Source organism: Peribacillus sp. CSMR9, from assembly GCF_033141925.1.
Lineage (GTDB): Bacteria > Bacillota > Bacilli > Bacillales > DSM-1321 > Peribacillus > Peribacillus simplex_A.
In genome coordinates this window covers 274047-296027 of record NZ_JAOPHO010000001.1, presented here as the reverse complement: position 1 = coordinate 296027, position 21981 = coordinate 274047, and the positions used below count along the sequence as shown (strand labels likewise).

Annotated in this window: 24 protein-coding genes; all 24 read right to left on the bottom strand. The window is 40.3% G+C overall.

All coding sequences use genetic code 11. The annotated features are described in order from the left end of the window. Positions 1–25 precede the first annotated feature (25 nt). A complete protein-coding gene (locus tag N9I19_RS01485) occupies positions 26–2068 on the bottom strand; it encodes a chemotaxis protein CheW (RefSeq protein WP_317776797.1) in 2043 nt (680 codons plus the stop codon). 20 nt (positions 2069–2088) lie between these two features. Continuing rightward, entirely contained in the window at positions 2089–3186 is a 1098-nt protein-coding gene (locus N9I19_RS01480; RefSeq protein WP_317776795.1) for a protein-glutamate methylesterase/protein-glutamine glutaminase, read from the bottom strand. Between the two features lie 10 nt (positions 3187–3196). Beyond that, on the bottom strand, positions 3197–4063 hold the full coding sequence (locus N9I19_RS01475) for a MinD/ParA family protein (RefSeq protein ID WP_317776793.1): 867 nt from the start codon (positions 4061–4063) through the stop codon (positions 3197–3199). Beyond that, positions 4047–5195, bottom strand: a complete 1149-nt coding sequence (gene flhF, locus N9I19_RS01470; protein WP_317776791.1) for a flagellar biosynthesis GTPase FlhF — start codon at positions 5193–5195, stop codon at positions 4047–4049. Before flhF ends, N9I19_RS01475 begins: the two co-directional genes overlap by 17 nt. Continuing rightward, the gene (gene flhA / locus N9I19_RS01465) at positions 5192–7228 is read right to left on the bottom strand and encodes a flagellar biosynthesis protein FlhA (protein WP_317776790.1); all 2037 of its coding nucleotides are present in this window, start codon (positions 7226–7228) and stop codon (positions 5192–5194) included. Before flhA ends, flhF begins: the two co-directional genes overlap by 4 nt. Positions 7229–7268: 40 nt before the next feature. Continuing rightward, the gene (flhB, locus tag N9I19_RS01460) at positions 7269–8351 is read right to left on the bottom strand and encodes a flagellar biosynthesis protein FlhB (RefSeq protein WP_317776789.1); all 1083 of its coding nucleotides are present in this window, start codon (positions 8349–8351) and stop codon (positions 7269–7271) included. Position 8352: 1 nt separating this feature from the next. Continuing rightward, the gene (gene fliR / locus N9I19_RS01455; protein ID WP_317776788.1) at positions 8353–9129 is read right to left on the bottom strand and encodes a flagellar biosynthetic protein FliR; all 777 of its coding nucleotides are present in this window, start codon (positions 9127–9129) and stop codon (positions 8353–8355) included. A 3-nt stretch (positions 9130–9132) separates the two neighbouring features. Beyond that, entirely contained in the window at positions 9133–9402 is a 270-nt protein-coding gene (gene fliQ, locus N9I19_RS01450; RefSeq protein ID WP_089362478.1) for a flagellar biosynthesis protein FliQ, read from the bottom strand. 14 nt (positions 9403–9416) lie between these two features. Further along, positions 9417–10082: a flagellar type III secretion system pore protein FliP gene (fliP, locus tag N9I19_RS01445; protein ID WP_089362477.1), complete on the bottom strand. Its 666-nt coding sequence runs from the start codon at positions 10080–10082 to the stop codon at positions 9417–9419. After that, positions 10079–10738 carry a flagellar biosynthetic protein FliO gene (locus N9I19_RS01440; protein WP_317776786.1) on the bottom strand — a complete coding sequence of 220 codons (660 nt, stop codon included), beginning with the start codon at positions 10736–10738 and terminating at the stop codon, positions 10079–10081. The genes fliP and N9I19_RS01440 overlap by 4 nt, the downstream gene beginning before the upstream one ends. A 15-nt stretch (positions 10739–10753) precedes the next feature. Then, entirely contained in the window at positions 10754–11116 is a 363-nt protein-coding gene (gene cheY, locus N9I19_RS01435; protein ID WP_125161940.1) for a chemotaxis protein CheY, read from the bottom strand. A gap of 17 nt (positions 11117–11133) precedes the next feature. Beyond that, complete coding sequence (fliY, locus tag N9I19_RS01430; protein ID WP_317776783.1) at positions 11134–12351, bottom strand: flagellar motor switch phosphatase FliY; 1218 nt, start codon at positions 12349–12351, stop codon at positions 11134–11136. Beyond that, a complete protein-coding gene (fliM, locus tag N9I19_RS01425) occupies positions 12341–13339 on the bottom strand; it encodes a flagellar motor switch protein FliM (protein ID WP_089362473.1) in 999 nt (332 codons plus the stop codon). The genes fliY and fliM overlap by 11 nt, the downstream gene beginning before the upstream one ends. Before the next feature lie 52 nt (positions 13340–13391). Further along, a complete protein-coding gene (gene fliL / locus N9I19_RS01420) occupies positions 13392–13820 on the bottom strand; it encodes a flagellar basal body-associated protein FliL (protein ID WP_284471276.1) in 429 nt (142 codons plus the stop codon). After that, positions 13817–14032, bottom strand: coding sequence for a flagellar FlbD family protein (locus N9I19_RS01415; protein WP_061462414.1), 216 nt, complete (start codon positions 14030–14032; stop codon positions 13817–13819). Before N9I19_RS01415 ends, fliL begins: the two co-directional genes overlap by 4 nt. A gap of 48 nt (positions 14033–14080) precedes the next feature. Continuing rightward, the gene (flgF, locus tag N9I19_RS01410) at positions 14081–15346 is read right to left on the bottom strand and encodes a flagellar basal-body rod protein FlgF (RefSeq protein ID WP_317776781.1); all 1266 of its coding nucleotides are present in this window, start codon (positions 15344–15346) and stop codon (positions 14081–14083) included. A gap of 75 nt (positions 15347–15421) precedes the next feature. Beyond that, positions 15422–15487, bottom strand: coding sequence for a hypothetical protein (locus tag N9I19_RS25115; RefSeq protein WP_411730392.1), 66 nt, complete (start codon positions 15485–15487; stop codon positions 15422–15424). A 328-nt stretch (positions 15488–15815) separates the two neighbouring features. Continuing rightward, complete coding sequence (gene flgD, locus N9I19_RS01405) at positions 15816–16451, bottom strand: flagellar hook assembly protein FlgD (RefSeq protein ID WP_317776779.1); 636 nt, start codon at positions 16449–16451, stop codon at positions 15816–15818. Positions 16452–16459: 8 nt separating this feature from the next. Continuing rightward, positions 16460–17776: a flagellar hook-length control protein FliK gene (locus N9I19_RS01400; protein WP_317776777.1), complete on the bottom strand. Its 1317-nt coding sequence runs from the start codon at positions 17774–17776 to the stop codon at positions 16460–16462. A gap of 28 nt (positions 17777–17804) precedes the next feature. Then, positions 17805–18422: a MotE family protein gene (locus N9I19_RS01395; protein WP_317776775.1), complete on the bottom strand. Its 618-nt coding sequence runs from the start codon at positions 18420–18422 to the stop codon at positions 17805–17807. 4 nt (positions 18423–18426) lie between these two features. Then, the gene (gene fliJ, locus N9I19_RS01390; protein ID WP_289320713.1) at positions 18427–18873 is read right to left on the bottom strand and encodes a flagellar export protein FliJ; all 447 of its coding nucleotides are present in this window, start codon (positions 18871–18873) and stop codon (positions 18427–18429) included. Between the two features lie 2 nt (positions 18874–18875). Continuing rightward, positions 18876–20195: a flagellar protein export ATPase FliI gene (fliI, locus tag N9I19_RS01385; RefSeq protein WP_089362466.1), complete on the bottom strand. Its 1320-nt coding sequence runs from the start codon at positions 20193–20195 to the stop codon at positions 18876–18878. Next, entirely contained in the window at positions 20185–20964 is a 780-nt protein-coding gene (fliH, locus tag N9I19_RS01380) for a flagellar assembly protein FliH (RefSeq protein ID WP_176431881.1), read from the bottom strand. Before fliH ends, fliI begins: the two co-directional genes overlap by 11 nt. Beyond that, entirely contained in the window at positions 20957–21976 is a 1020-nt protein-coding gene (fliG, locus tag N9I19_RS01375; RefSeq protein WP_317776769.1) for a flagellar motor switch protein FliG, read from the bottom strand. Before fliG ends, fliH begins: the two co-directional genes overlap by 8 nt. Positions 21977–21981 lie beyond the last annotated feature (5 nt).

Here is a 21981-nt window from a genome sequence, read left to right as displayed (position 1 = left end):
TACCTTGCCCTCTTCATCTATTTATTCAATGAATCAATGTGTTGCAATCTATGATTAAAGCAACTTGTCCATCTCCAAGAATCGTTGCCCCCGATATTGCAAATGCACTTGTTAAATAATTCCCCAGTGATTTCAATACAATTTCCAGCTGCCCGATAAATGAATCAACGACTAACCCAGCTAATTTATCTCCTTTTCTTACAATGACCACAGAGAGAAACTCTTCTTCTTTCTGACTGATAGGCACTTCAAAAATATCTTTCAGGAACAGAAGTGGCAGCACCTTCCCCCTGAAGTCAATAACTTGTTGATCATGGGCATTCATGATATCTTCTTTTTTTATGATCGCTGTTTCTATAATGGATGACAGCGGTATGGCATATTTTTCGTTTTGGATTGCAACCAGCATGACAGAAATAATAGACAATGTAAGTGGAAGCTGAATAAGGAAAATGGACCCTTCGTTCTCCCTGGAATCAATCGTGACGGATCCACCGAGAGACTCAATAGTATTTTTAACTACATCCAGACCCACACCGCGCCCCGATACATCCGAAATGGTTTCCGCTGTTGAGAAACCAGAAGCGAATATCAATTCATAGATTTGCTTATCCGTTAGAGTGGCAGCAGTTTCCTTAGTTAATATCCCATTGGAAAGCGCCTTGTTCAAGACTCGCTCTTTATTGATGCCTGCACCATCATCATCGATTTCAATGAAGACATGATTGCCGCTGTGATATGCTTTTAATAGGATTTTACCTTCTTCATTCTTCCCTTTCGCCAACCGTTCTTCAGGCGTTTCAACTCCATGGTCCATGGCGTTTCTTAATAAATGGACGAGAGGATCACCGATTTCATCAATGACTGTACGATCAAGTTCCGTTTCAGCTCCGATGATTTCCAAATCGACTTTCTTGTTTAAATCCCTTGCTAATTGACGAACCATTTTAGGAAAACGATTGAATACAGTTTCCACGGGAACCATCCGCATATTCAATACGATTGTTTGTAAATCACTTGTTATACGGGACATTCTTTCAACTGTTTCATGCAATTCTTGATTATCCAAATCACTAGAAATTTGATCAAGCCTGCCTCTATCGATTACAAGTTCCTCGAATAAATTCATTAATATATCAAGCCGCTCAATGTTCACCCGAATGGTCTTGCTTGATGCCGGCTTAAAGGATGCCTGTTTTTTCTTCTCATTATTAACAGTTGGGAGCTTTGCATTGGTTGTCTCTTTTTCCTGAACTTCAGCAACTTTATCCTCTTTAGCATTGGCGGTATGTCGCAAGCCTTCAAGATCAATGTCATTTATAACAACGTGACCCACTTCTGAAACCTTCATGATTTTTTTCTTTATCTCTTCAATCGATTCTTTTGATATCATCGTGACTATAAATTGCTGATCGAACTGCTCTTCTTCCAAAACTTCAACAGGTGGGTGTGACTTGATTATTTCACCTGATTTTTCAAGCACCTCAAATACCATAAATACCCGGGCAGCTTTTAAAAGACAGTCTTCACGCAAAGCTATCGAAATTTCAAAGCTGTTGAAGCCTTGATCTTTGGACTGCTGAAGCACTGTCCATTCAAATTCATCATACTGTCCCGCAGCCATTTCCTCCTTTTCAAGAACGACAGAAGCTGCTGCAATCTCTGCACTGGATGAAGAAACCAACGACTCTCCTTTTTCAATTAATTCCAGCTGGTGAACAACCCTCTTCACATCTCTCTTTCCATCTCCACCTTCAGCAATGGACATGACCATCGCTTCTAAATCATCAACCGCTAAAAATATCACATCAAACAATTCAGGCGTAAGGATGATTTGACTGTTTCGGATCGAATCCAAAACATTCTCCATTTTATGAGTTAAATTAGCTAAGTCCTCATATCCCATAGTTGCCGACATCCCTTTTAGGGTATGGGCTGAACGAAAGATTTCGTTCACAATCGAGAGGTCTTCCGGGTTCTTTTCGAGTACCAGCAACTGTTCGCTGCACGTTTGAAGATGTTCTTTACTTTCCTCTATAAATACCTCTAGATACTGGTTCATATCCATACAAACTCCACCTCCATATGTTAACAAAAGCTTATTATCGTTTTAGCTATTTTTTCTACATCCTCTATGCAATCTATTAAATTGGTTTTGATTGCCGCTTTCGGCATACCAAAAATGATTGATGTCTCCTGTGATTCGGCTATAGCTTTTAAAGGACCCCTTTGCTTCAGCTTAATAAGCCCCGCCGCCCCATCCATGCCCATCCCGGTCATGATAACGGCTATTTTCGCAAGATCCTTCATTTCACTTACCGATTCAAATAGCACATCAACCGACGGCCGATGTCCATTTCGCAATTCGGATTGATCCAAAAGGACTGCCAAGCTCATTCCGACTTTTTTCACTTTTAAGTGAAAACCTCCAGGTGCGATGTAGGCGACACCTTTTTGTATCAGTTCACCCTCTTCTGCTTCCTTCACTTTAATCTTGCATAATGAATTCAGGCGTGCTGCCAAAGACTTTGTAAAACCGGGGGGCATGTGCTGGACAATGAGTATGGACGCATCAATATCTAGTGGGAGTTCTGTCAAGACGGTCTGAAGCGCTTTTGGACCTCCAGTAGATGTACCAATGACTATTATCTTCCTGTTCCTATAGGACCATGTTTTATTATTTTTTTCTTTTTTTGTCGATACTATTGAATCTATTTTACTATATTTTCCCCAAAATGATGGGCTTATCTCCATATTCAACGCATTTTTTTGTAGTTTGTGAACATTTGCCCTGCTGGCAGCCATAACTTTTTCAAGGAGTTCTGTCTTAATTTTATGTAAATCCAATGAAATGGCACCTGTTGGTTTAGCTACAAAGTCAAAAGCTCCACTGTCCATGGCAGCAAATGTATTTTCCGTTCCTTCTTTCGTTGTGCTCGATAACATGACTACAGCGGTTGGACATTCATTCATGATCCGGTTTAATGCTTCCAATCCGTCCATAACCGGCATTTCTACATCCAAAGTCACGACATCGGGTTTTAAAGCCTTTATTTTATCTAAAGCATCTCTTCCATTCCTGGCAGTCCCGATGACTTCAACTCTGCTATCTTCTGTTAAAAACTCTGAAATTAACTTTCTCATAAACGCAGAATCATCCACTATCAGCACTTTTACGATATCCATGAAAGGAGACCTACTTTCCAAGAAAATATCTCTTCATATTTCGGAGGAAATGGCTTCTTTGCAAAGTCAATTCTCCCCCAAATGAATGATTTGCATATCTCGACGCAATGTCCATAATAGCTTTGGAAACATCTGCTTCAGAATCGAAAAGAATGAAGGGCATTTGTTTGGTAACAGATTTTGATACTATTCCATCGTTTGGTAAGTACCCTAGAGCAACTGTTTCCAGACCCAAAAATTTCACTAGTGCATTTTGGAGCCGCTTAATCGCTTCTTTGCCGTCCTTACTCGTGAAAACCCTATTGCAAACAAGGAACAACGGAACCTCTTTATTTACTGAATTAATATATTTCATTGCGGAGTATGCATCCATGATAGAAGTAGGTTCAGGCGTCGTGATAACGACTAATTCATCCACACATAACATGAATTTCATAGAATCCTGAGTAATACCTGCTCCCATGTCAAATAAAATATAATCGTAGTTCGCCAACAATAAACTGAATTCTTCATTAAAACGGGTATACTTATCTTCATCAAGTGAAAAGAGATTCGTCAGTCCCGTTCCGCCGTTAATGATTGAAATATTCCCCGGTCCTGCTGTGATGATATCTTTTAAACTACAATCATTTTCAAAGAAATCAATAATACTGTAGGGGGAGTGTTCCCCAATCAAAATATCTATATTCCCCATACCAATATCCATGTCGAACAACAGGATCTTTTTCCCCCTCTGGGATAAGGCAATGGAAAAATTCAAGGAAAAGTTTGATTTTCCCACTCCTCCTTTACCGCTTAAAACGGCAATCGTCCTGGCCATTGATTGATTATGGCGGGCTTCCAATCTTCTCCGTAAGTTCTCAGCTTGATCTTTCATATTTTTTAGCCCCAAAAGCCATTTTCAATAGCTGTGATGATGTAGCTATTTCCATATCGTCTGGCACATTCTGTCCATCTGTTATATAAGCGGCTCCTACTTTATGAGAGTGTATAAAATTGAATATCGCCCCGAAAGTGGAGGTTTCGTCCGCTTTTGTAAAAATGACCTGTTTAATCGGTATGGTAGCAAACTGTCGATAAATATCTTCCATATCCTTTTGTTTTGAGGTTAATGACAACACTAAATAGGTTTCCATCTCATCTGTAAAATGAATAATTTCATTAAGATCCTTGACGTATTGAGGGTTACGGAAATTCCTCCCGGCCGTATCTATAAAAACATAATCATAATGGGAGAAACGTTCAGTCGCCCTTTTGAAATCCTCCAAATTATAAGCGACTTCGATCGGAACGTTCAAAATCTTCGCATATGTCTTAAGCTGATCTATTGCAGCAATCCTGTAAGTATCCGTCGTAATGAATGCCACCTTCTTATCATGATTCAACATGGTTTCCGCAGCTACTTTTGCTAAGGTCGTTGTCTTTCCCACACCTGTTGGACCAACAATATTAATATATTTTTTTTGGAGCCCGGGTTTTCCGTTTTCAACCTTTTCCAAAATACCGAACATGGCTTCCTCCAACCAAACTTGAATCTCTTCATCCGTTGATTGTTGTTTGTAAACGAACCATTTCTCAAGTAGTACATCCATGATTTGGGACCGAAGTGATATATCTACTTCTTGCTCCATTAAGTAATCGTGGATTTTCTGCAATTTCCCCGGATATTCTCTACCAGGTGAATAGATTTGTATACTCTTGATCATATCTTTCAAACCTTCTATTTCTTTTAATAAATCGGCACTTTCCTTATTGCCCTCATTAATATGACTTGCCATTTTCGGCTTCGATGGCAACTTCTTCGATTTCTGTTTCACTATCGTTTCGATAGGCTGGGAAACCGGATCTATGGCTGCAATGACTTCAATACTCCTCTTTTTGAATAATCCTAGGAAACCGCCATTATACACAGCCTTTGAACTTAAGATGACCGCATCACTGCCTAGTTCCCCCCTTATTCGCTTCATCGCCTCGTTCATTGATGGTGCCAAATATTTTTTTACATTCAATCGATATTCACCACCCCTACACTTTGTACTTCTACATTCGATTCTAGTTCATTGTATGAAAGAATCGGTACATTTGGAAAATAACGTTCAGTTAATTGCCTGGCATACATCCTTACCGCAGGAGAGCATAGTAAGATCGGTTGGTGATCCATTAACGTCAGCTCTTCCAATTTGGCTGCAATCGCCTCCAATATGGATTGCGATATAGTTGGATCCAATGATAAAAAGTTACCATGCTCGGTTTGCTGTACACCATCGGCAATGGTCTTTTCCACTTTCCCCGATAATGTTATGACTTTAATTCTATTTTCATCCGCAATAAAAGAATTCGTTATCTGTCTGGCTAAATTCTGCCTTACATATTCAGTCAGCAAATCTGTGTCAGTCGACAACTTTCCATAATCAGCAAGTGTTTCGAAAATGACCGGTAAGTTCCTTATAGAAACTTTTTCCTTCAATAATTTTGCCAATACCTTTTGAACATCACCTATAGACAAGGGATTCGGAGTGACTTCCTCTACTAGTATAGGTGAGGATTCATGGAGATGATCGATTAATTGTTTCGTTTCCTGCCTGCCCAATAGTTCCTGTGCATTGGCCTTTATGACTTCCGTCATGTGTGTGGATACTACACTTGGCGGGTCTACTACCGTATAACCCATCATCTCCGCATGTTCTTTCATATCATCCGTGATCCATTTGGCTGGTAAACCGAAGGATGGTTCTATCGTATCGATTCCTTCTATTGACTCATCCTCGTTCCCTGGACTCATGGCCAAGAAATGATTAAGGAGCAACTCCCCCTTTGCCATGACACTTCCTTTAATTTTCAGCCGATACTCATTAGGATTCAACTGAATGTTATCACGTATTCTGACGACAGGAATCACGAGCCCCAATTCAATTGCAAGCTGCCTGCGAATCATGACGACCCGGTCCAGCAGGTCCCCGCCTTGGTTGGCATCCGCAAGTGGAATCAATCCATATCCAAACTCAAATTCGATCGGGTCGACATTTAAAAGGTTAACGACGCTTTCTGGACTTTTCATTTCATCCGTTTCCAGCACTTCTTCCATTTCTTGTATTTCACTTTCGTCCTGCTGTGGTATCCTTGAAATCGTATAACCTCCAACGACTAATAAAGCAGCAATCGGCATGGTGAATAAGTCGGAAATGGGAGTGAATAATCCTAAAAGGAAAATGGTCGCTGCTGTCAGGTAAAGCATTTTAGGAAATTGAAATAACTGTTCAACAATATCCGCTCCGAGGTTTCCATTTGAGGCAGCCCGGGTTACGACGATTCCCGTAGCTGTGGAAATCAATAAGGCAGGTATCTGACTTACGATACCGTCACCAACCGATAACATAGAAAAATGTACGGCGGACTCTCCAAAACTCATGTCCAATTGCATGATGCCAATGATCATACCAAAAATCAAGTTAATGATGACAATGATGATTCCTGCTATGGCGTCACCTTTAACAAACTTACTCGCTCCATCCATGGATCCATAAAAGTCTGCTTCATTACTTATTTTTTCCCTTCTGGCACGTGCTTCGTTTTCGGAGATCATCCCAGCATTTAAATCTGCATCAATGGCCATCTGTTTCCCTGGCATCGCATCCAGCGTAAATCTTGCAGCAACCTCCGAGACCCGTTCGGATCCTTTCGTGATGACGATGAAATTGATGATGACCAAAATGATGAATACAACTAATCCAACAAGCACGTTTCCTCCGACTACAAACGAACCAAAGGTTTCTACAACTCCACCAGCATCACCATAGGTCAAAATGGCACGAGTCGTCGAAACGTTCAACCCCAGCCTGAACAATGTAAATAAAAGGAGCAAGGAAGGAAAGATTGAAAATTCGAGAGGTTCTTTCATATTCATCGTAGTCAATAGAACCAGCAGCGCAAGAGAGATATTTAAAAGGAGTAAAATACTTAACAACCATGTTGGCAATGGAATGACCAACATGGCAACGATCATAATGACGCTCGAAATAACAACTAAATCTCTTGCTCGCATGTTTTTTCTCTCCTAACTAGCGGGTTACCCTGTTACTTCTTTACAGCTTACCTTTGGTTTTATATACAAAGGCTAATATTTCAGCGACCGCCTTAAAGAACTCCTCAGGTATCGCTTGACCTAATTCAGCTTGATCATATAAAGACCTGGCCAAAGGCCGATTTTCTACCATGATCACATCATTTTCTTTAGCAATGAATTTAATTTTCTGAGCGACAAAATCAACGCCTTTTGCCACTACATACGGAGCCTCTGCCTTATCTTCATCATATTTTAGAGCAATTGCAAAATGCGTCGGGTTAGTGATGACGACATCCGCATTGGGAATTTCCTGCATCATTCTTTGAGCGGCCATCTGCCTTTGCTTTTGCTTAATCTTGGATTTGATAAGCGGGTCCCCTTCGGAATTTTTATATTCATCCTTAATATCCTGTTTGGACATACGGATGTTTTTTTCAAAGTCATATTTTTGATACAAATAGTCTAATAGAGCAATGAACAATAAAGCCACGGCAGCATAAAATCCTGCTTTAATCGTAATATCCGCCAATGTTGCCATCGCTGCTTCCACAGAAATCTGTGATAACATCATAATCTCGCCCATGCGCTGCCATAGTACATAAAAGGCAACAAAACCAACAAAAGATATTTTGAGAATGGATTTTAATAATTCAACAATGGCCCGCATTGAAAAAATACGTTTGAACCCTTTAATGGGATCCAATTTTTCAAGTTTAAACTGAATGGATTCAGTCGAAAACAAAAAACCAATTTGCATGACATTAGCCAATACCCCAGCCACTATCGCGGCAGCAAAAACGGGTCCAAGGACGAGACCCATCTCCTTTAAAACCTCAATCATGATAATTTGTACATTCTCCTCGCTGAATCCAGTCAATGTAAAATGTTGCAGATATTCTTTCATTAGACCCAGCAAATGATTATACATGTACGGCCCCATCAGCAATAGCACTGAAAACACTGCAATTAAATTCACAGAGGTATTTACATCCTGACTCTTTGCCACCTGACCCTTTTTCTTCGAATCCTGACGTTTTTTTGGAGTCGCCTTTTCGGTCTTCTCACCAGCGAAAAACTGTAAATCCAGCTGAAACCTCTCCATATCAAACGCCTCCCATCAACTGCATTAGATGACGCATCGTCAAAAGCAAAAAATTGAAAAGTTGGGTGACAGCCGTCATCATCATCCCCATCACCAGTACTATAACCGCTAACCCGGCTATGATTTTCACTGGAATTCCGACCACGAACACATTTAATTGAGGGACTGTCCTAGCAAGGATTCCTAGCGTGACATCCACTAAGAAAATACTTCCCACTACTGGTATGGACATTTGAAAAGCAATCATGAAAGCTTTACTGAATGCTTTCGCCAAATATTCCATTAGTGTATGATCTCCGAATGGCACAAATAATTGGTCAATCGGGATGAACTGATAGCTATAAAAGATTCCATCCAAAAGCAAATGATGGCCGTTAGTACTCAATAGGAATAATAAGGCGATTGTATAAAGGTATTGTCCCATCAACGGGCTTTGAGCCCCAGTTTGGGGATCGATGACATTGGCAATTGAAAAGCCCATTTGAAAATCAATCAATCCACCAGCGATTTGAACGGCCGATAAAATCATATAGGCTGCAAACCCAATGAAAAGCCCAACAAGCGCTTCCTTTATGATTAATAAATAAAATGTGACATCCAAGTCCAGAACCGGGGCTTCAATGGTATAGTACATGATCCAGGCAAGGAAGATTCCTAGCCCCACTCGATGTTGTACCGGTATAGAACGGTAAGAAAAAATCGGCATGGCCACGAAAAACGTAGTGACCCTTACTACAATTAATAAAAAGGCGGGAAAGTGCGGAAATATTTCCTCCATGCCCTACCCTACAAATCGATTCAGATTACCGAATATTTCATTTGCGTATGATAATAGATGGCTCAGCATCCATGGAGCCAATAATATGAGTCCCAATAAGACTGCCACGATTTTTGGAACGAATGCCAAGGTTTGTTCCTGAATCTGTGTAGTCGCCTGAAAGATGCTTACTAATAGCCCTACAATAAGAGCAATTACCATCAATGGACCAGCGATAATCAAAACTGTATAAATTCCTTTTTCTGCTACATCAATAACAAACTCTGCACTCACTTTTTCTCACCTGCTTAAAAACTCTGTAATAATGACTTCACTACTAAATACCATCCGTCAACAAGAATGAAAAGGAGGATTTTAAATGGAAGGGAAATCATGACTGGCGGCAGCATCATCATCCCCATCGACATCAGGACACTTGCAACGACCATATCAATAACCAAAAATGGAATGAAAATCATAAAACCTATTTGAAAAGCCGTTTTGATTTCACTGATTGCAAAAGCTGGTACAAAGGCAGTCAAAGGAATGTCCTGTATCGTTTCCGGTTTATCCATCTTGGCATACTCCAAGAATAACGCCAGATCCTTTTGCCTTGTATGGGCACTCATGAATTCCTTAAAAGGTATCGAGGCCTGTACATATGCCTCTTCTAAATCTATTTCCTCATTAAATAACGGAGTTAATGCCTTTTCATTCACCTCCTGAAAAGTCGGTGCCATTATGAAGAATGTCATGAAAAGAGCCAGGCCGACTAGCACCTGATTCGGCGGCATCTGCTGTGTAGCTAGCGATGTTCTCACAAAGCTCAGGACAATGATGATTCTTGTAAAACAGGTCATCAAAATCAATATGCTAGGGGCCAGTGATAAAACGGTCATTAGTAGAACAAGTTTGACGGAAGTAGAGACATTGGCGGGGTCACTGTTATTAAAAAACTCCATGAACTCATTCATTCATTGCCTCTTCCTTTCCTATCAAGCTCGTTCAACAGCTTCTTCCTGCTATCAGACATTTGATCGAGTTGATTTTTGAACTCTGCAGGGAAACTGGCGGTTTCGGATTCTCTTTTATTCAACCACTTATTTTTCAACTTCATTGCAAATTCCCCAGGCTGGATCATTTGATCGATCTTATCGTTGTGATCTCTCAAAAGCTGTTCATATTCCTCAGGATTATCTATTTCTTTCAAGAGTTGAATATTTTCGCCAACCCCAATCACCAATATTCGCCCGCCGACTTTAACAAGCTGGACAGAACGGTTTGCACCAAGGCTCGTACCGCCTAAATTCTCAACTGAATTTGCTTTTTGATACGATTTACTTTTTTTATTGATGAACTTTAATAGGATATATAGAAGAGACACTACAAAAATAGTAGCAAATATCATCCTAAGAAACTCCCAAACGGTTATCCCAACTTTATCCGGATTCGAAGCCTGTTTGGTAGATTGCAAGTCTTTTGATTCACCCTTATCCACTTTTAAATCATCAGGCTTTTTATAAACATCCTTCACTGTTTTTTCAAGATCTTCCGCATAGGCCTGTATGGCCCCAGAGAAGAATACTGCAATCATCAGTGAGACCTGAAGCCATTTTTTAATAAAAAACAATATGAAGACACCCTCTTAACTTAATGCTTTATTTATGGCTTCCAATACCCGGTCTGCCTGGAATGGCTTCACGATAAAGTCTTTTGCGCCCGCCTGGATTGCATCAATGACCATGGCTTGTTGCCCCATCGCTGAACACATAATGACCTTAGCTTGAGGATTTACCTTTTTAATTTCCTTTAATGCAGTAATTCCATCCATTTCAGGCATGGTAATATCCATCGTTACAAGATCAGGAAGCGTTTCTTTATATTTGTCCACTGCTTGGGCTCCATCTGCTGCTTCCCCTACAATTTCAAACCCATTTTTAGAAAGGATATCCTTTATCATCATTCTCATAAATGCTGCATCGTCCACAATTAAAATTCTATTAGCCATTATTTTCGTCCCCCAAATTATCTGATTTTATTTAATCGGTCACTTTGACTCATGATATCCGTAACACGTACGCCAAAGTTTTCATCAATCACCACAACCTCACCTTTTGCTATCAAGCGACTGTTTACCAGGATATCCACTGGCTCGCCGGCTAATTTATCCAATTCGATGATAGATCCGGAGGACAGCTCCAGAATATCCTTGACAGAGCGCTTCGTTCTCCCAAGCTCCACAGTTACCTGTAGAGGGATATCCATCAGCATGCTGAGATTTTTCGTTTCAGCCTCTTGAAGCTGAAAGGGCTGAAAACTAGTGAAACTAGCAGGCTGAACATTTACCGGCTGCCCTGTTGGAACGGATGAAACTCCAAAATGTTGCGGCATATTCGGTATTTGGTTCGTAGGGTGGGTTTGGTAACCGCCTTGCCCAAAAGATTCATTTGCCGATTGATTAGACCCGGCGTCTTGGAATGGGACCGGCTCCCGAGGTGGAATGTTCGTTACTGGATCACTTAGTACTTTTTCCATTTTCATATCGGTCGGTTCACTATCGCCCGTTCCATTCAATAATTCAGAGACTAACCCTTTAGCAAACTCTAAAGGCAACAATTGCATAATACTGGAATCAATTAAATTACCGACACGGAGACGGAACGAGATTTTTGCAAATAAATCTTCGTCCGGTATCGCATTTTCCCCTTCACCATTTAAAAAGTTAAGTAAATCTATGCTAGGAGGGGAAATATCCACTTTTTTACTGAAAATGGTCGACATCGATGTAGCAGCAGAACCCATCATTTGGTTCATGGCTTCCTGGACTGCACTCAATTGAATTTCTCCCAGCATGTCAGAAGGATTCTCCCCATCACCGCCAAGCATCAAATCTGCAATGATTGCAGCATCGCTCTGCTTGATGACCAGCATATTAACACCTGAGAAACCCTCGGTATATTGCACTTGAATCGCTACATACGGATGCGGAAACTCTTCCGCAATCTGTCCCCTTTCAATTAAGGTAACCGTCGGGGTGGTGATCTCCACTTTCTGATTCAACAAAGTGGATAAGGCAGTGGCCGAACTTCCGAAAGAGATATTACCAATTTCCCCGAGCGCGTCGAGTTCCATAATTGATAAATAATCGTCAATCATATGAGACTTCATCTCATCTTCTATATCACTTGTACCTTTTAAAAGGGCATCTATTTCGTCCTGTGAAAGCATTTGATCACTTACCATCTTCGTCTCCCCCTTTCAAAATATCAAGAATCTGGATGGCGTGTTTTTTTCCTACTTTTCCTGGCTGCCCATTGAATTTTGGGACCCCTCCAATTTTAATTGTCAAAGGTTCATCGATTGCCTTATTTAAATCGATGACATCACCAACATCTAACAGTAAAAAATCCTGGATGGTGATATCCGTAGAACCAAGTTCGGAAATAATGGGAAGGTCTGCATTTCGAATACGCTTTTCCAAAATCATGATTTCCTCTGGAATTTTTTCCTTTTGGGAATTTTCCAACCAATAATGAGCAGATAACTTTGGTATGATTGGTTCTAATACGACGTGAGGAATACAAATATTAATCATTCCACTCGTTTCGCCGATTTGTGTATTCAAGGAAATGACAACAACCGTATCGTTGGGCGAAACCAATTGAAGAAATTGTGGATTCACCTCAAACTCTGTCATCACCGGTTCGATTTCAACAATCGTTCCCCAGGCCTCCTGTAAATTTTCAAAAGCCTTCTCGAATAAATTCGACATGATTTTCGTTTCTATTTCCGTTAAAGTATCTACCTTATTCACGCTTTTGCCCCGCCCGCCCAAAACTCGATCCATCATGGAATAAGCTATATTCGGGTTGACCTCAAGAATGATACGGCCATCCAACGGCGGCACCTCAAACACATTCAGGATGGTAATTTTCGGGATCGATCTAATAAACTCTTCGTATGGTATTTGATCTGCCGAAGCAACGGATATTTGAACATATGTCCTAAGCTGAGCCGAAAAGTATGTGGTCAGCAACCTTGCAAAGTTCTCATGTATCCTGGTCAAACTTCGGATTTGATCCTTTGAAAACCGAAGTGCCCTTTTAAAGTCGTACACTTTCACTCTTTTTTCTATTTCTTCTTTCTTTAAATCATCTGCATCCATTTCACCTGTGGAAATGGCCGATAATAAAGCATCGATTTCATTTTGCGATAATATTTCCCCGGACATTAACACTCACCTCCAAAGCTTCCCCTTCGTATTTAATGAAGCAAGGAAGTTCTTATTGAAGAATCGAGGAGGTTATATAAACCTTTTCAACTTTTCCTTCTTCCATTAATTCATTCATTCTAGTCTTTAGCTCTTCTTGAAGCTTTTCCTTGCCTTTTTTACCGGTTAACACTTCCGCTTTCATTTCGGATAGTTCGGTAATAATGATATTTTTCACTTGAAAACTTCTTTTTTCCAATTCTTCTTTTGCTTTTTTATTTTCTGTTTGGACCATAAATGAGATTTTGATATAATCATTGCCAGCAAGATTCGTTGTAATTTCGGGAATTTCAACTGATGATTTGACAATTTCGTCAATGCTAGGTTTTTCTTCTGCAGATGTGGGGTCAGATAACTTTGTCACAACCACGAATGCTATGACACCAACAAGCGTTATGGCCACGAATATAATCAACATAATTGATAATAGACTTTTTTTCATGATTTTCCCTCCACATCATTACGAAAACCGAGAATATTCACGGTACGATAAAATTGTATAATAGCTTCAACCATTTCCTCTTCTTTCTCAAGCACAACGATTTTCTTACCATTTGTAAAAGTAATGGTCGTATCTGGCAATGACTCGACTGTATCTATGTACAATGCATTGATATGAAAGCATTTTCCATTGAGCCTTGTGACTTTGATAATGATATTTAGGAGCCAGAGCAATAAGCACCTGGCTCCTCCCCCCTTAACCTATCGTTTTAAGTTAACTAATTCTTGTAAAATTTCATCCGATGTCGTTATAATCCGGGAATTCGACTGGAAACCACGTTGCGCAACGATCATTTCAGTAAACTCTTCCGATAAATCCACATTGGACATTTCCAAGGAACCTGATGCAATCAACCCCCGGCCCTCACCTGCGATATTGATGTTTGCAGTACCTGAGTTGATTGATTCCTGAAAAGTATTACCACCTGTTTTCGTCAAGCCTGATGGATTGGAAAACTTGGCAACGGCCAGTTGGCCTAATGTTGTGATCATACCGTTGGAATAAACGCCATTTATTTCCCCTGATGCACCAATATTAAAGCTTTCCAGTTTCCCTTCTTTATTACCATTTGGATTGACAAGAGCAGTCGTAGCACCTTTAGATTGAGTAAGTTTCGAGAAATCAAAATCCAATTTGATTTTTTGAACGCTTTCATCAGCTTCCGTATCCGGGTCATTCTCTTTGCCACTTGAAATGTTAATGTTTAGGCCTTCCTGAGTTTTATCAGCTTCCACTATCTGACCATTAGCATCGAAATTCAGAGAAGTGAACGGTTTTGGTTTAGTAGCCGAAGTATCCCCCAAAGCAGCAGGTTCCTCATCAAAAATCTCCCATTTGTTATCAGCTGTTTTTTGGAAAAAGATAGTTGCCGTTTGTTCTTTACCCTTTGCATCCACGACTTTTATTTGCTGACTAAATACAGTACCGTCAATTGCATCAGCAGCTAAATTTTCACCTACTGTTATTTTAGTTGTTGTTACAGCAGGTAAAATTGCATTGACGTTAACAGCCACATCACCGATTGTTTTTGATTGTTTTCCGTTTTCATCAATCTTGTAAGCCTGCACTTTCAAACCATTCGAGTTGACAAGTGTACCGTTATTATCAAGATAAAAGTTTCCAGCACGAGTGTATGATAATGCATCGCCTTGCTTGACGATGAAATAGCCATCACCAGAAATTCCCAAGTCAAGATCACGGCCGGTCGTTTGCAAGCTTGACTGTGTATGGATGGTATCGATTGTAGCAATCGTGGAACCCAACCCAATTTGTTTAGAATTAGTTCCACCTCTATTGGCTGTTGCTGCACTTGCCCCAGATACCGTTTGATTCATGGCATCGCTGAATGTTACACGGCTTTTTTTGAAACCATAAGTATTGACATTGGCTACGTTATTACCGATAACATCCAATTTTGTTTGTAAGTTTTTTAACCCGCTTATTCCCGAATACATTGAACGAAGCATGTAAAAGCTCCCCTTTCATATAGCGACTGCTTCAGTCATTCCACAGTCTAGACTTCCTATTCTAGGTCCAGCCTATTAATCCAAAATTATCGTTCCATTGATGTTCGTAAAAACTTGAGCTGATGCTTCATCCCTGTCCATGACTGTGATGACTTTATTTTTTTCGTGCCTACTATGAGTGCCGCATTATTTGTAATGATAAGAGATTCGGTCACGCCCATCTTTTTAGCCTCATTAGCTTTATCGGTTATTTGTTTCCAGGTTTGTCGTGGTATTTCTATATTTCTTTCATTTATCCGCATTTGAGCATGTTAACTAATGGTCAATTTTTCATTAGTGGAAACAGCTGATTGAAAATGCTATTGAAAACCTTGTTGGATCAACTGCCCTTGCCTTAACGGTAATTTTGTTTGAGCCATCATCTGAGCGGAATTTGCCTGAAAATCAAGTTTACTCATATTCCCGCCCATTAAGCTTCAGCGATTTTGATCAATTGCTCTGATGATAGCTTGGTGTTGCTTTCATCATCCACTTCAATTTGCAGCCTGCCATTATTCATGGATACAGCGATAACGACAGCCGATGACTCTCCATTTTTTTCATCCATCCAGGAAACACGTTTGCCTATTAATTCACTTGCCGTCGTTAAGCTATTTGCCGTGGAACTTGTTTGTTTCATTTGTGAAATATTGGCGGGTACAAGCTTTGTGCCATCTTCTAAAATGAAATAAACACCATCACCTTTATATTGAATCGACTTCACGATGCCTGTTCCTTCTTCTACCGCAAGATCACCATCGCCATCATCCAATTTATGCCAAGTGACTTCCTTACCGACAAAGGAGTTAAAGTTCATGATACTATTTTGTTGACTGATCCCGATTATTTCTTCCATTTGGGCTCCCATATTCATCATCTGTTCTAGAGATGAAAAAGTGGCCATTTGGGCGATGAATTCCGTGTTGTCCATCGGATTTGACGGATCTTGGTTTTGAAGCTGTGTAAGCAACAATTTCAAGAAATCATCCTTTCCTAATGCATCACCGTTTTTTCTGTTTTCAGTTTGAAATTTTGATAATAATAGTGACGTATCAATGGTCGTCATTTTAACACCTACACTTCCAGATTTAACAGCGCTTCGGCAAGGGATCCCATAAACTCACTATCCGTCTCGTCATTGCTTTCTTCCTTACTCTCTTGTTGTTTATTTTGTTCATCCGCATCTTTCTGGCTGAATTTCTCGGGGTTAAAAGCATTGAAGGCCTGTGATATTTCAATTTTTTCAATTTGAATATTTTGACCGCTAAAGGCTTGTTTTAAGCCATGAATCTGTTTCTCCAGCATATCTTTGGCCTGAGAAGTAGTAGCCATAATCTTGGCTGACAGCATACCATCCTTTTGAATCAACTCGATTCTAAGTGCCCCTAGATGTTCGGGATTCAATCTGATCAACAGTTTATTTACACCGTTTTTTCCGCTAAAATTCGCCTTACTCAAAATATTTTCAAATTGTTTAACAAACTCTTCATGACTGACAATTTTCTTACCTATGGAAGCAGTCAAGACGAATTGCTCCAACTTAGTCATGAGAAAAAAAGGCATACCTGAACCTTGATGGTCACCGCTATCCGCATTTTGCAAAGTCACACTGCTGGTTATTGTCCTGCCTTTACTTACCTTGTCACTCCCAGATAATTGCAAGGGTGGGTTTTTCAATGTTTCTATTGTTTTATTTTGCCCTTTTTCCGAAATGTTGGATTGACCATATTCTGATTTTGGTTCTGACTGATTGGACAGCATTTTATCCAGTTTCCCCGTTATCCCTTCAAGCAGGTTTTTCATTTGTTTCTGGATGGCCGCTTCATCTTGTGTCATATCCTTACTCTCTGAAAGAAGATCTTGAATCTTAGCCAGTTTCAAAAGATTCACCACACCAGATAGTGGGAGCTCATGCCATTCTTCTTCATTCAATACAGTAACCTTTTTTAGAATTGTATACAGTTCCATGACATTGGCAGATAACAAACTTTGTGGATTCAGGCTGAAGTCATCCAATTCTTGTTCTACATCCATTTCCTCTATGCTCGCAAAGAAATCCTTAAGGGCACCCTCATCATTGCCGGCTACATTTTTTAGTACCTGTAATAGAAGGGTGCTGAATTCTTCATGGTTGTTTACAGAAATATCTTCAACAATACTCTCTTTCCCTTTATCACTTAACCTTTCAAGTTTCAGAAAACCAAGCAAATCCTTTATAACAGACAATCGTCCTTCAGTGATGTCGCCTATATCCGCTGGAGCGGGAGGTTCTGCCACTAAGGAGGATTGAAGGACTGAACCAAACCCGGAATTGGTTTGCTGATTTTGTTTAATTGGTGCCTTTTGACTTAATGATGCCAAGGGGAGTAAAGAATTAATGGCTGAATTCATATATTATTCACCTCCTTAATCTCTTCTCTTAAGGACTTTGTTCCGTTAGTTTCTTCGTTAACCTTGCAGCATCAGACGTTGTCATTTGTTCCAATACCTTAGCTAAAGTGGCTGCTTTCATACTTGAGAGAATCTCCACTGCGTCATCATCATTCATTTCAGTAATGATAGGTGCAGACTTCTTAGGAGCCATGGTTTCATAAGTGCGGATTATATTTTTGAACGCCTGTTTACTACCATTCTGACTATCCTTAAGTTGATTCATTTCAGTTTGAAGCTGCTGTTTTTCCGCTCCTGCCTTTAAAATGGCCTTGTCACGTTTATCAATGATGCCCTCAAGCTTGTCTATCTCTTTTTTCTTGTTTTCAATCTCAGTTTCTAATTTTTCGAGCTTCATCGAAACTTTCTCATTTTCCTTGGCTGGATTACCTTTCTCTTCATTCTTATGATCCGATTCAATGAAGGGTATTTTCTCAGACATTCCTTTGGCCTTTTCCACAACATTGACACCTGCAACTGTAAAAACGATCAACGCTACAGTTACCGCAAAGATTAAAGAAATGAAGATGACAAGGAACCATTGGAACTTACTTATCTTGCTTTTTTCCAATTCTTCCAATCCATTAGATTCACTTTTTCTACGCATTCTATCACCTAACGCCTTTGCTTAAGAATTGCCGGATAGAAATTTCATCCATTTGTTTATTCTCGACTTCCTTTAAGACATCAAGGAATTTAAGAAAATCATTTTCTTTCATTTTCTCGTACTTTTTAACCTCAATATTTCTATCCATTAATAAATCCCGTTGAACATTCATCTTGTATCGAGCTTCAATGACTTCCTGTTGACAATGGCTTAAGAGTTTTTCCAAGTTGTCCATAAATAACTGATGATGGCGAATTTCCTGAACGGATAATCCATTTCGCAGCTTTTCCTGTTGAAACTCAAGCAACTCTTCTTTTTTCTTTAAAAGCTTATATAACTTTTCTGCCACTTCTTCAAATTTTTTTAACGCAGTATTATATTTAGCTAGTGCATCTTTTTTTTCTTTTTCCTTGATGTTCAGGATCTTCTCGAATTTATATTGATAAATCATAACTAATCACCTTTCCCCATCAAATCGACAAGGGCGTTAATACTATTATCTTTTGGAGCTTTTTCATGGGTGCCTTGCTTTAAAAATGAAATGATCTCAGGATAGCGTGTAATAGAGTTATCAATTGGTTTGGAAGAGCCCTTCTTATACGCTCCTATATTAATCAAATCTTCTGACTCCATATAGGTTGATAAACTTGCCCGTAATTTTTCTGCGGAACTTTTATGTATGTCCCCAACAATATTGTTCATGACACGGCTTATACTCTTCAAGACATTGAGCGCTGGAAACTGTCCTTTATTGGCTAAGTTACGATCTAGTATGAAGTGACCATCCAATATTCCCCTGACAGCATCAGCAATCGGCTCATTCATATCATCACCGTCGACTAGAACCGTATAAAACGCTGTAATGGTACCCAGCTGATTTGTTCCCGTTCTTTCGAGTAATCTTGGAAGGATGGCAAAAACGGAGGGCGTATAACCTTTGGTCGTCGGCGGTTCCCCGATAGCAAGCCCAATTTCCCTCTGGGCCATTGCGACCCTCGTGACCGAATCCATCATCAGCATCACGTTCAATCCCTTATCACGAAAATATTCAGCGATGGCAGTTGCCGTTAAAGCACCTTTTATCCTCATCAACGCTGGCTGATCAGATGTCGCCACAACAACGATTGATCGTGCCAGCCCTTCTGGTCCAAGATCTTTCTCAATGAATTCACGAACTTCACGTCCACGTTCTCCAACAAGACCGATTACGTTCAAGTCAGCCGTCGTATTCCTTGCTACCATGCCAAGCAACGTACTTTTCCCAACACCGCTCCCAGCAAAGATACCAACACGTTGACCTTTTCCAACTGTTAATAAACTATCAATCGCACGCACTCCTACATCTATCGGCTCATTAATGGGAGGGCGTTTCATCGGATTTGGCGGATCTTGATCCACAGGAACGGTAGCTAGACCCTTTGGGAGCAATGAATCATCAATGGGATGTCCCAATGGATCGACTACCTTGCCAATGAGCCCTCCTCCCACCTTTATCTCAAGGCTCCGTCCGCTTCCTTCCACGATACATCCCGGTGCTATATCACTAACAGCTGTAAATGGCATTAAAATAACCATTTCATCACGGAAACCGACAACTTCGGCTAATATTCGGTTTTTCTTTTTTTGTATACCTGTATAGATATAACAAACGTCGCCAACAGAGCTTTCAGGGCCTTGAGATTCTATCATTAACCCTACGACACGTTTGACCCGTCCATAATGTTTGAATGAATCAACCTCATCAACTAAGGGCAATAGGTCTCTAGTTTTCATCGTTACTCCCCTCCCACAGCAGCTCAGTTAGTTTCACTTTTATTTCCTGCAGCTGACTGTTGACACTGGCATCTATCCTTCCATTTTCTGATTCGATAATACAGCTGTTTTCTTCAATTTCATCATCCGGAAAGATATACAACTCAGTATCTTTTGGAAAGATTGCAATCAACTCTTCCTTATGAGATAGAATCGATTGATATTGGACCGGATGGATATGCAATTGCACTTCACGGTAATCCCTCGCCTCTTTGATGGCTCTCTTGACAATGGATAAAAAAGACTCTTCATCTTTTTCAAGCTGGTGCCCGATAATTTTCTCCGCGACCTTCACGGCAAGATTCAAAATAACGGTTTCAGATGATTCGATATGTTGACGATAATCTTTTTTAGAGGACTCCACCACTTCTTTTGCAAAAGCTATATCCCCTGCAATCTCGTTATAACCCTTTTGGAAGCCATCTTCGACTCCTTGCTGATACCCTTCCTTTTGAGCTTGTTCAATAAACATCACTTTTTCTTGATTCTCCCAATGTTCTCGGTCTTGCTGGATTTCAGCAGCTATCGCTTGGGCTTTTTGTTTAGCATCCAGTAATAACCTTTCGGCTTCCTGTTTAGCATCCCTCTGAAATTGATCAGATTGAAAATGTTGAAGGTTTATCCCCTCATCTGCATTTTCATTTTGAAGAAAGTCAAACGTGCGAACTTTTATCGCTATCTTTTTGCTTTTCTCCTGATGAGCTTGCTGGGATTTTATAATCCTAGACAATGATATCATCCCCTCCGCCGCGGGCAATCACAATGTCCCCAGTTTCTTCCAAACGACGAATAACAGCAACGATTCTCGATTGTGCTTCTTCTACATCACGCAAACGTACAGGCCCCATATATTCCATTTCTTCCTGGAACGTTTCGACCATACGTTTTGACATGTTTCGGAAAACGATTTCCTTCACTTCATCACTTGCCACCTTAAGAGAAAGTTTAAGGTCTTCGTTATCAGATTCCCTGACTACGCGCTGAATCGCTCTGCCATCAAGTGTCACGATATCCTCAAAAACAAACATGCGTTTCTTGATTTCCTCGGCAAGCTCTGGATCTTGAATTTCGAGTTCTTCCAAAATCGTTCGTTCCGTCGAGCGATCAACACCATTCAACACATCTACAACCGCTTCTACTCCACCAGTCTGTGTATAATCTTGGGTCACGGTCGCAGAAAGTTTCCTTTCGAGTATTTGCTCCACTTCATTGATGATTTCTGGCGACGTGCTATCCATCAAAGCAATCCTTCTTGCAATATCGGCCTGCACCTCTTGCGGAAGTTCAGACAATATTTGTCCAGCCTGTGCAGGATCAAGATAGGATAAGATTAATGCAATAGTTTGCGGATGCTCGTTCTGGATGAAATTCAAGATTTGTCCAGGATCCGCTTTTCGTGCAAAATCGAATGGACGAACCTGTAAGGAAGATGTTAACCGGTTAATGATCGCAGTTGCCTGATCAGAGCCTAGTGCCTTTTCAAGTACCTGCTTTGCGTATCCTATCCCGCCCTGAGAGATGTAATCCTGTGCTAAAGCAATATTATGGAATTCTTCCAGAATTTCTTCTTTATCATGGGAGTCCACTTTTCTCACCCCAGAAATTTCAAGGGTCAATCTCTCAATTTCCTCTTCGGAAAGATGCTTATAAACGGATGCAGAAACATCCGGCCCTAAGGAAATAAGGAGGATGGCAGCTTTTTGTTTACCAGTCAATCTGGCCTTTTTTTTTCTATCGGTCACTTTCT

Bases quoted from the DNA above. Each gene is read 5' to 3' on its own strand.
- flhB (WP_317776789.1), bottom strand. From the start codon at position 8,351: ATGGAGAGGTTTCAGCTGGATTTACAGTTTTTCGCTGGTGAGAAGACC.
- fliJ (WP_289320713.1), bottom strand. From the start codon at position 18,873: ATGATTTATCAATATAAATTCGAGAAGATCCTGAACATCAAGGAAAAA.
- fliR (WP_317776788.1), bottom strand. From the start codon at position 9,129: ATGGAGGAAATATTTCCGCACTTTCCCGCCTTTTTATTAATTGTAGTA.
- flhA (WP_317776790.1), bottom strand. From the start codon at position 7,228: ATGCGAGCAAGAGATTTAGTTGTTATTTCGAGCGTCATTATGATCGTT.
- N9I19_RS01480 (WP_317776795.1), bottom strand. From the start codon at position 3,186: ATGGATATCGTAAAAGTGCTGATAGTGGATGATTCTGCGTTTATGAGA.
- fliP (WP_089362477.1), bottom strand. From the start codon at position 10,082: ATGAATGAGTTCATGGAGTTTTTTAATAACAGTGACCCCGCCAATGTC.
- flgF (WP_317776781.1), bottom strand. From the start codon at position 15,346: ATGCTTCGTTCAATGTATTCGGGAATAAGCGGGTTAAAAAACTTACAA.
- N9I19_RS01475 (WP_317776793.1), bottom strand. From the start codon at position 4,063: ATGAAAGATCAAGCTGAGAACTTACGGAGAAGATTGGAAGCCCGCCAT.
- N9I19_RS01400 (WP_317776777.1), bottom strand. From the start codon at position 17,776: ATGAATTCAGCCATTAATTCTTTACTCCCCTTGGCATCATTAAGTCAA.
- fliM (WP_089362473.1), bottom strand. From the start codon at position 13,339: ATGTCCGGGGAAATATTATCGCAAAATGAAATCGATGCTTTATTATCG.
- fliY (WP_317776783.1), bottom strand. From the start codon at position 12,351: ATGGTAAGTGATCAAATGCTTTCACAGGACGAAATAGATGCCCTTTTA.
- N9I19_RS01485 (WP_317776797.1), bottom strand. From the start codon at position 2,068: ATGGATATGAACCAGTATCTAGAGGTATTTATAGAGGAAAGTAAAGAA.
- flgD (WP_317776779.1), bottom strand. From the start codon at position 16,451: ATGACGACCATTGATACGTCACTATTATTATCAAAATTTCAAACTGAA.
- N9I19_RS01395 (WP_317776775.1), bottom strand. From the start codon at position 18,422: ATGCGTAGAAAAAGTGAATCTAATGGATTGGAAGAATTGGAAAAAAGC.
- cheY (WP_125161940.1), bottom strand. From the start codon at position 11,116: ATGGCTAATAGAATTTTAATTGTGGACGATGCAGCATTTATGAGAATG.
- fliL (WP_284471276.1), bottom strand. From the start codon at position 13,820: ATGAAAAAAAGTCTATTATCAATTATGTTGATTATATTCGTGGCCATA.
- fliI (WP_089362466.1), bottom strand. From the start codon at position 20,195: ATGAAAACTAGAGACCTATTGCCCTTAGTTGATGAGGTTGATTCATTC.